The 8,628-nt window shown below is 62.0% G+C and carries 7 protein-coding genes; all 7 read left to right on the top strand.

All coding sequences use genetic code 11. The features are described 5' to 3' along the window. Nucleotides 1–367: 367 nt before the first annotated feature. Nucleotides 368–1,627, top strand: coding sequence for an S-layer homology domain-containing protein (locus F8C90_RS09185; RefSeq protein ID WP_170264614.1), 1,260 nt, complete (start codon nucleotides 368–370; stop codon nucleotides 1,625–1,627). A gap of 188 nt (nucleotides 1,628–1,815) precedes the next feature. Then, entirely contained in the window at nucleotides 1,816–3,423 is a 1,608-nt protein-coding gene (pyrG, locus tag F8C90_RS09180; protein WP_158050215.1) for a CTP synthase, read from the top strand. After that, nucleotides 3,416–4,306 carry a site-specific tyrosine recombinase gene (locus F8C90_RS09175; protein ID WP_158050214.1) on the top strand — a complete coding sequence of 297 codons (891 nt, stop codon included), beginning with the start codon at nucleotides 3,416–3,418 and terminating at the stop codon, nucleotides 4,304–4,306. Before pyrG ends, F8C90_RS09175 begins: the two co-directional genes overlap by 8 nt. A 278-nt stretch (nucleotides 4,307–4,584) precedes the next feature. After that, complete coding sequence (locus F8C90_RS09170; protein WP_158050213.1) at nucleotides 4,585–5,079, top strand: division/cell wall cluster transcriptional repressor MraZ; 495 nt, start codon at nucleotides 4,585–4,587, stop codon at nucleotides 5,077–5,079. A gap of 12 nt (nucleotides 5,080–5,091) precedes the next feature. Further along, nucleotides 5,092–6,048 carry a 16S rRNA (cytosine(1402)-N(4))-methyltransferase RsmH gene (rsmH, locus tag F8C90_RS09165; protein ID WP_158050219.1) on the top strand — a complete coding sequence of 319 codons (957 nt, stop codon included), beginning with the start codon at nucleotides 5,092–5,094 and terminating at the stop codon, nucleotides 6,046–6,048. A 78-nt stretch (nucleotides 6,049–6,126) separates the two neighbouring features. Continuing rightward, nucleotides 6,127–6,582 carry a cell division protein FtsL gene (locus F8C90_RS09160; protein ID WP_158050212.1) on the top strand — a complete coding sequence of 152 codons (456 nt, stop codon included), beginning with the start codon at nucleotides 6,127–6,129 and terminating at the stop codon, nucleotides 6,580–6,582. Nucleotides 6,583–6,975: 393 nt separating this feature from the next. After that, entirely contained in the window at nucleotides 6,976–8,628 is a 1,653-nt protein-coding gene (locus tag F8C90_RS09155) for a peptidoglycan D,D-transpeptidase FtsI family protein (protein WP_246155881.1), read from the top strand.

Below are 8,628 nucleotides of genomic sequence, written 5' to 3'. Positions count from 1 at the left end.
GATTCCCGGCAGGAAGGCGGCGTAGCATGCGCTAGAATGACGGCATTCTAGGTGATTCTCGGCTCCTCGGGCAGCCTGCGGCTACCCTCGAGAACCGAGCTCTACACCAACATTCGGGACACTACCACTCGCCTCCGTCGTGGGGTGTCGATGGTCGGGAATGGGACGCACGAGTGGGGCCTTTCTTGCGGTCCTTGCGGGGTGAAGAGGTTTTCACCTGGCGTTATGGAGGGGGCACGCAGGCGAGGGCGGTGGCGAGGGGCTCTCATGCTACAATCGACGCTGTTTTATGTTCTCGCGATCGGCGGGTTTGCGAATTCCCGCTGCAGGACGAGGGGCGCGGCCTTTCGTCCGGATAAGAGGTTTCATGGCTTCTCGACCGTCTCGCTTTCTCAAGGGCCCCGTCGCCGTCACCTGCACGATAGCCCTCGCTTCCGCGCTCTCCCTTCCGCCTGTCGCTCTGGCGGCAAGCGATGGCTCCTCGTTGGATGCGGGCGAGGCTCGCATCGCGTTGCAGTCGAACGGGCGCATGCTCAAGTTCGACCAGGCCCTCATCAATCAGGTGGGGCTTCAGCACACGGGCGGGTCGTGTTTGGGCTACGCCGCGGCGTACGCGAAGACCATCACGACGGGCACGGTGCACACGTGGGCGGAGTTCGACTACAACGGCGGCGCCTATGGCGAGAGCGGGTTTTACGGCAAGAACATGACCGACGAGTTCGACTGCCGCGTCATCGGGAGCGAGTCCGAGGTGCTGCGTGCGCTTTATAATGCCATCAACGATGGTCACCCGGTCGTCCTCTACGTGACCACGGGAAGCGGCTCGCAGCACTGGGTCACTGTCATCGGCTACGAGGGCGTGGACAACCCGGACAATCTCTCCACCGACAACTTCATCATCTTAGACCCTGATAGGACTTCCGGTCTTGAGCCCGAGTCTCTCTCCTCGCGCGGGCTCACGCTGCGCTACGGCGATTGGATGGGCAACGTGCGCATTTCCTATGCGTCGGCCGACGTCGACGACGGGCGTGTTCCCTCCGAGCATTTCAGCGACTGCTTCTACGGCGACTGGTTCGTTGACTCGGGCGTCGTCGATTACGTCTTCGACCACGGCTACATCACTGGCTATGCGGGCACGACCCTGTTCGGGCCTGCGAACGGCTTGCGGCGCTCCGAGGCGGTAACCATTCTTTGGCGCGTGGCGGGCAAGCCCCAGGTCGCTTCTGAAAAGCCTCAATTCGATGATGCGAACTACGAGGACTTCTACGGCCAGGCGCTTACCTGGGCACGCGAGGTCGGCGTCGTGAACGGGTGGGACGGGACGAACGATTTCGCGCCCGACATGGAGGTCTCGCGCGAGCAGCTCGCCAAGATGATCGCGAACTACGCAAACAAGATTGCAGGTGCGAACACCGCAGCCGACCAGTCGAACCTGGACATCTTCGATGACGCGGACGCGATCTCGCCTTGGGCGCGCGATGCGGTTGCCTGGTGCGCCCAGGCGGGCGTTTTGACGGGCTCGCCCGCGAACGACTCGAACAATGCGCTTCCGCAATTCGTGGCCGATCGTGCGGCGACGGCGAAGATGGTCACCGTCCTTGCGCGCGACGTTCTGGCACTGGGGTAGTGCGCCGCTCTTCTTCGTTACTGATGTGTTAAATGCCAGGCGCGCTCCCCGCGCGATTTTTCCTTTCGAGTAAAATGAACGAACGTTTGGAGTTCGCCTGGCCGCGTCCGAGCGTATCGGCTCGCGCAGCCTGAGGCCGTAACTCATGAGGTTGGATAGCATTTCGGTTGCGCAGCAGAAGGAGAATCATGGCCAAGCATATTTTCGTGACGGGCGGCGTTGTCTCATCATTGGGCAAGGGCATCACGGCGGCGTCTTTGGGGCATCTGCTCAAGGCGCGCGGCTACAAGGTGACCATGCAGAAGATGGACCCGTACTTGAACGTCGATCCGGGCACCATGAGCCCGTTCCAGCATGGCGAGGTCTTCGTTACCGATGACGGCCACGAAGGCGACCTCGACCTGGGCCATTACGAGCGCTTCATCGACGAGTCCCTTTCGCGCGAGTCCAACTTCACACAGGGTTCCATCTACCAGACGCTTATCGCGCGCGAGCGCCGCGGCGACTTCCTCGGCGGAACCGTGCAGGTCATCCCGCATGTGACCGAGGCTATCAAGGAACGTCTGCGCCGCATTGCTTCCCAATCGAACGCCGACATCGTCATCTCCGAGATCGGCGGCACGATCGGCGACATCGAGTCCCAGCCGTTCATCGAAGCTGCCCGCCAGTTTAAGAAAGAGAAGGACCCGGGCGATGTGCTCTTCGTGCACGTGACGCTCGTTCCCTACATCGCCGCAGCCCACGAGGTGAAGACCAAGCCGACGCAGCATTCCGTGAAGGAGCTGCGTTCCATCGGCGTGCAGCCCGATTTCATCGTGTGCCGCTCCGACCACGAGATTACCGACAAGGTGCGCGAGAAGATCGCGCTGTTCTGCGACGTGGCGACCGAGGACGTGCTCGCCTGCGTCGACTCGCCGTCCATCTACGAGGTGCCGCTTGCTCTCGATGAGCAGGGTTTCGACGTGAAGGTCCTCGACAAGCTCGGGCTTGAGGTGCGCCCGATCGACCTGACGCCGCTGAAGTCGTTCCTCGAGGCGGCGGACAACTGCGAGGGCCAGGTCGACATTGCGGTCGTGGGCAAGTACGTTTCGCTTCCGGACGCGTATCTCTCCGTCATCGAGGCGCTCGGGCATGCGGGCGTCCACGAGGGACGCCACGTGGAAGTGCATCTTATCGATGGCGAGGAGCTCACCGACGACAACGCCGAGGAGACGCTCGGCTCGATGGACGGCATTCTCGTGCCGGGCGGCTTCGGTCAGCGCGCCTTCGAGGGGAAGATCGCCGCAGCGCGCTATGCCCGCGTGCACAAGGTTCCGTTCCTCGGCATCTGCCTGGGGCTTCAGGCGGCGGTATGCGAGTTCGCCCGCGATGTTGCCGGTATGCCGGGCGCCACGTCGGCCGAATTCGACGAGCAGGCGGAATACCCCGTGATCGACCTTATGCCCGAGCAGGAGGACATCGAGGACAAGGGCGGCACCATGCGCCTGGGCGCCTACCCCTGCAAGGTGTCGCCGGGCTCGCGCGCGTTCGAGGCGTACGGCGAGGAGATCATCTACGAGCGCCATCGCCATCGCTACGAGGTGAACAACGCCTTCCGCGATCGCCTTCAGGATGCCGGCCTCGTCATCTCCGGCGTGTCGCCCGATGGCCGCCTGACTGAGATGATCGAGCTTCCCGATCACCCGTGGTTCGTTGCGAGCCAGGGCCATCCCGAGTTCAAGAGCCGCCCGACACGTCCCCATCCGCTGTTCAGCGCTTTTGTGCACGCCGCCGCGATCGGCAAATATCGTGGTTGATCCGATTTCGGAATACCTGACCTGTCTGCGCATTGAGCGCGGGCGCTCGCCGCGGACGATCGAGGCATACGGGCGCGACCTCGCTGATTACGCGTCGTTTCTGGGGCGCAATCGGCTGGGGTCCGTTGTCGATGCCGATCGTGCGGCGCTCGCTGCCTACGAAGCCGACCTTTCCGAGCGTGGGTTCGCTCCCACGTTGGTGAAGCGTCGGCTTTCGGCGATCAAGGGGCTCTACCGCTATCTTGTGAGGGAAGAGGTTATCGCCACGAGTCCCGCTGACCTGATCGCCGTGCCCAAAACTCCCGACCGCTTGCCTGATGTCCTCTCGATCGCCCAGGTGAGCGCGCTTATGGAGCGCACTGATGATTCCACGCCCGCCTCCTTGCGCGACCACGCCCTGCTCGAGGTGCTCTACGGGTGCGGCCTGCGCGCGAGCGAGGCATGCGGTTTGAACCTCGCCGACCTCGCGCTTGACGAGGGGTATCTTCGCATTCGGGGGAAGGGCGACAAGGAGCGTGTTGCCCCCATCTCCGGTGCCGCGCTGCGCACGCTGTCGATGTATCTCGACGACGCGCGCCGGATTCTCGACGGAGGGCGCGGGAAATCGAGCGGTGCGGTGTTTCTGAATGTGCGCGGCGGGAGAATCACGCGGCAGAGCCTGCACAAGATCGTCGCACGCGCCGGGCTTTCCATCGGCGTCACGAACTTGCATCCTCATACGCTGCGCCATTCTTTTGCGACTCATCTCCTCGAGGGAGGGGCCGATCTGCGAGCTATCCAGGAGATGCTCGGCCACTCCGATATCTCGACGACTCAGATCTACACGCATGTCGACCGCTCGCATATCCGCGAGGAATATCTCGCGGCGCACCCGCGCGCATAGGTGGATGCCCCATCGCGCTTCGCTGCTCTGCCGCTCGCCCCACTTTCTCCCACACCCACACAAACCCCCCACATCGCCCCACCGCGATGCACAGCCCATATCTTGGGCTCTTTTATTTTTCCGCCCCATATCTTGCGCTGCACGACGCGTCCAATGAAGACGGTGCAGCTCAGAGCGTCCAAAATGAGCATCGAATCCCATGAAATGATTGAAAAGTGGGAGATTGTGGGATAGAATGCAATGCATTGGAAGCCACTGCAGGGTTTCGAAGGGAACAGATGACGGACGATGCCAAACAGATCGAGGAGGTAGCCGAAGAGGTCGCGCCGCGTCGCGACGTGGTTCTCAACGGCGAATACCGCTTCAAGGTCGACGGCAAAGGCCGCGTGTCTCTCCCCGCGAAATTCCGAAAAGTGCTTTCAACCCAGCTCGTCGTCGCCAGGGATCTGGACAACGAATGCCTTTACGTGTTCGAAACGCCCGATTTCGAGGCATGGATCACCAAGCTGTTCGATTCGTTCGTCGAGAAGAAGCACCCCACCAAGCGCGAGTGCCGGCACATCATGCTGAAGCTCAAGTCGCTTGCGAAGGACGTGGAGGTCGACAAGACCGGCCGCATCATGCTTCCCGCCGATGCCCGCGAGAAATGCGGGATCGACAAGGACGTCGTCGTCATCGGCAACACCGGTCGATTCGAGATCTGGGACGCGAAGCGTTACGACGAAGTGATCGACGACACCGACATCTCGATGTTGCTCGACCTTGCGGAGTAAGACGTGAGCGAAATGACAAGCGAATATCGGCACACACCGGTCCTGCTCGCCGAGTGCCTCGAACAACTTACACTACAAACACAGCACACGTTCGTGGACGCCACGCTCGGCGGGGCAGGGCATTCCTTCGAAGTCGCGAAGCGGCTTGGGCACGAGGGGACTCTCATCGGTATCGACCAAGACGAAGTGGCGCTTGCCGCCGCTCGCAAGAAGCTTGAGTCGCTGCCGGAGCAAACCCGCCCCGCGCTCGAATTGCTTCACGGCAACTTCGGGGAACTCGATGGACTTCTCACCTCTGCCGAGGTGCCCGGAATCGACGCTATCCTGTTCGATCTCGGTGTTTCCTCCGTGCAGATCGATACGCCGTCACGCGGCTTCTCCTTTAAAGAAGAAGCCCCCCTTGACATGCGGATGGATCCGAGTACACAAACTCAAACCGCAGCAGAGATCGTCAACACCTACAACGCAGCAGATCTCACTCGGATAATCCGCGCCTATTCGGACGAGAAGTGGGCATCGAGAATCGCCGACTTCATCGTGCGCGAGCGCGAGAAGGAGCCATTCGAGACCAGCGGCCAGCTGGTGGAGGTCATCAAGGCCGCCATCCCCGCCTCGGCCAGGCGCGCAGGCGGGCATCCCGCGAAACGAACCTTCCAGGCTCTTCGGATTGAAGTCAACTCGGAGCTGGATGTGCTGCGTCGAGGTTTGGACGCCGCCATTCGCTGGCTGAATCCGAAAGGCAGGATAGCCGTCATCAGCTATCACTCGCTGGAAGACAGGATTGTGAAGGACACGTTCGCCTCGATGGCGAACCGGTGCACTTGCCCGCCGGACCTGCCGGTCTGCGTGTGCGGGAAAGAGCCGATACTCAAGGTTGTCACGCGGAAGCCCATACTTCCGACGCCTGAGGAGATAGAGAGCAACCCTCGGGCCCGCAGCGCGAAGCTACGCGTCGCGCAGAAGCTCTAACCGAATAGCGAACCCACGTCGCCCCTTCGGGGGCGTCGTTGCCTGAAATGCCGATTATACGAAAGAAAGGGGTGGGGCATGAGCGCTGTTCCTGCATATACGCGCGCCGCAGAGCGAGTGCCCGAGCGTTACCCTGAACGCCCCCGCATCTCTGTCGTTCCTGGTGGCAAGCCCCATGTCGAGACGCTTTCCCCGGCGATCGTCGCGCTCGCCCGAGTGGTGGCGGCAGCCCTTGTGGTGCTTGCGCTCGTGGCCTTCGCCCGCATCGCGCTTACTGCCGCCGCCGTCAATGTCGAAATCGAGTCGAAGAGCTACGACAGCCTTATCGACACCGCGCGCTCCGAGGGTAGCTCCCTCGAGGTGGCGCAGAGCAGCCTTTCCAATCCCTCCCGCATCAAATCCGAGGCGACCGCCCTTGGCATGGCTGCGCCCGAGTCGACCAGCAAAATTGTGCTGCCCGAAGACATCGTCGCGACCGACGGCTCGGGCAATCTCTCGCTTTCCCAGAGTCTGGCCGCTGCCGCGCGGAGCTAGCGGGCGGATATGGCCGACCGCAGACGCGACATGCGCGACGGGGATTATTCCCGCAGGCGCGAAGAGGGGAGGGCGAATACTTCTCACAGTGAGGGGCGATCGTCCCGTACCCGCTCGCAGGGCAGGGGTTCCTCCCGTCTGGGTGAGCGCTCGCATCGCGGGTCCTCCTCATCACGCACTTCACGTTCATCGCGCGAGGCGGGCTCGTCGCGGTCGGCTCGCGATGCGAGAGGCGCGCGCGGTACCCGCGATGAGCGTTCCCCTCGCGGGGCGGCTTCTTCCCAAAGCACGCTTTCCAGTATCATCGGCACCGTCGGTACCGTTGGCGGCTCCATTGGGAGAGCGGTTGGCGGCGCTGCCGAGCGAATCAACGCAAGCCATACTGCCGAGAGGGTGAATTCGAACCGCCCCTTCGTCCTTCTGCTTATCTTTGCCGCCATTGCCGCAGTTTTCTTCCTGCGCTTGGGATATCTCCAGGTCATCGAGTCGGCCCATTATTCGGCCATGGCCGAAGAGGCGCGCACGATTTCGTTCACCACCACACCCCACCGAGGCACGATCTACGACCGCAATGGTACGGTGCTCGCGAAGAGCGTCGATGCGACGACAATCTATGCGAACCCTGCCGAAGTCACCGATGCGGCGGCGGAGGCGCAGGCCATCGCCAACGTGCTCGGCGGCGACGCGTCGACGTACCGGGAACTGCTTTCGAAGGAGTCCACCACGTTCGTCTACGTGAAGCGCCAGGCGGATGTCGATGCCGCCGCCGAGGTGAAGAAGCTTGCCCTCGATGGCGTCTACTTCATCGCCGACACGCGGCGCGAGTACCCCTGCGGGCAGATCGGCGGCCAGATTATCGGCTACTGCAATGTCGACGGCGAGGGCATCACGGGTCTTGAGCTGCAATACAACGACATTCTCTCCGGCACGCCGGGCTCCTACACCGCCGAGCGCGGGGAAAACGGCCTTCCCATCCCCGGCGGCGTCAAGGAGGAGACGCCTGCGGTCGACGGCCAGGACATCATGATCTCGATCGACATCGAGCTGCAGGAGTATGTGGAGAATCGCGTCGCCGAGGCCGCCGAGAACATGACCGCCGCCGGCGGCTCCTCGGTCGTGATGGATGCGGGTACAGGCGAAATCTACGCCATCGCCTCGTTGCCCTATATGGACCCCTCCGACATGACAAGCGCGAAATCTAGTTCCGACCAGGTAAAACCAATCACGCAAGCCTTCGAGCCGGGTTCGGTGTTCAAGACGGTGTCGGCAACGACCATCTTGGAAGAAGGGGCAATGACGCCTGACGACACGCTCTTCTGTCCCGCGGTAATCGAGGCCGACGGCTACAAGGTCTCCGACGCGCACGAGCGTTCCGACCAGACCTTCTCGTTCCGCCAAATTCTCGACCAGTCCTCAAACGTCGGTATCTCGCTTTCGGTGCAGAAGATGACTGACGGGTTCACCAAGCTCTACGAGCATATCCAGAAGTACAACCTCTGCGAGAAGACGGGCGTCGACTACCCGGGTGAGGCCTCGGGCACGCTCCAGCCGCTTGAGAATTGGGCCACGATCACGGGATGGAACGTGAGCTTCGGCCAGGGCGTCGCGGTGACGCCGCTCCAGCTCGTGCGGTTCTACGGTGCGCTTGCCAACGACGGGGTCGAGGTGACGCCTCACTTCTTGGTGAGCAAGCCGCAGACGGGTGAGGTTCCTACCTACGACACCGAGGACGTGATCGAGAACAAGGCCGCCATTCCGACTATCACCGACATGCTGAAAACGGTGGTCACCGATGGTACGGGTAAAAATGCCCAGATAGACGGCTATTCGGTGGCGGGCAAGACCTCGACTGCGGAAATCGCGGAGGGCGGCGTGTACCGCCAGGGAGTCTACAACCTGTGCTTCGAGGGATTTTTGCCCGACTCGTCGAGCCAATTAGTTTGTTTTGTGGGACTCAATGAGGTCCCAAGCCAAGGAAACGTGTCGAATGTTTTTAAGGATATAATGGCCTTTGCCATCGATCGATATAAGATTCAGCCGGAGTGA

The organism is Ellagibacter isourolithinifaciens (assembly GCF_008831035.1).
GTDB classification, from domain to species: Bacteria; Actinomycetota; Coriobacteriia; order Coriobacteriales; family Eggerthellaceae; genus Ellagibacter; species Ellagibacter isourolithinifaciens.
This window is presented reverse-complemented; position numbering and strand designations above follow the sequence as displayed.